This window comes from Methylobacterium sp. J-001, from assembly GCF_022829565.1.
In the GTDB taxonomy this organism is placed as follows: domain Bacteria; phylum Pseudomonadota; class Alphaproteobacteria; order Rhizobiales; family Beijerinckiaceae; genus Methylobacterium.
Map to the genome: position 1 here is coordinate 1 of NZ_JAKSYN010000037.1, position 301 is coordinate 301.

Genomic DNA, 301 nt, shown 5'->3' on the forward strand with positions numbered 1-301 from the left:
CGGTCGGCGTAGTCTACGGCGACATCGGCACCAGCCCGCTCTACGCCCTGAAGGAGTCCCTCCACGCCACCGCCGGAGGGGGGCACGCGCCGACCGGCGAGATGGTCTTCGGCGTCGTATCGCTGTTCCTATGGGCGCTCATCCTCATCGTCACGCCCAAGTACGTCCTGCTGGTTCTGCGGGCAGGTGTGGTTGCACTACGACCTGGTTGTGGCGGATCTGGTCGGTCGGGCGAGCGAAGGTATGTTCGGTCTCATCTCGCTTCGCCCCGCCGTGTGCACGCCTAGCGAGCACCAGCGCC

1 pseudogene is annotated in these 301 nt (G+C 66.8%); it reads left to right on the forward strand.

The features are described 5' to 3' along the window. Positions 1-185, forward strand: a pseudogene (locus MKK65_RS03515) (KUP/HAK/KT family potassium transporter); the annotation flags it as partial. Positions 186-301: the final 116 nt, after the last annotated feature.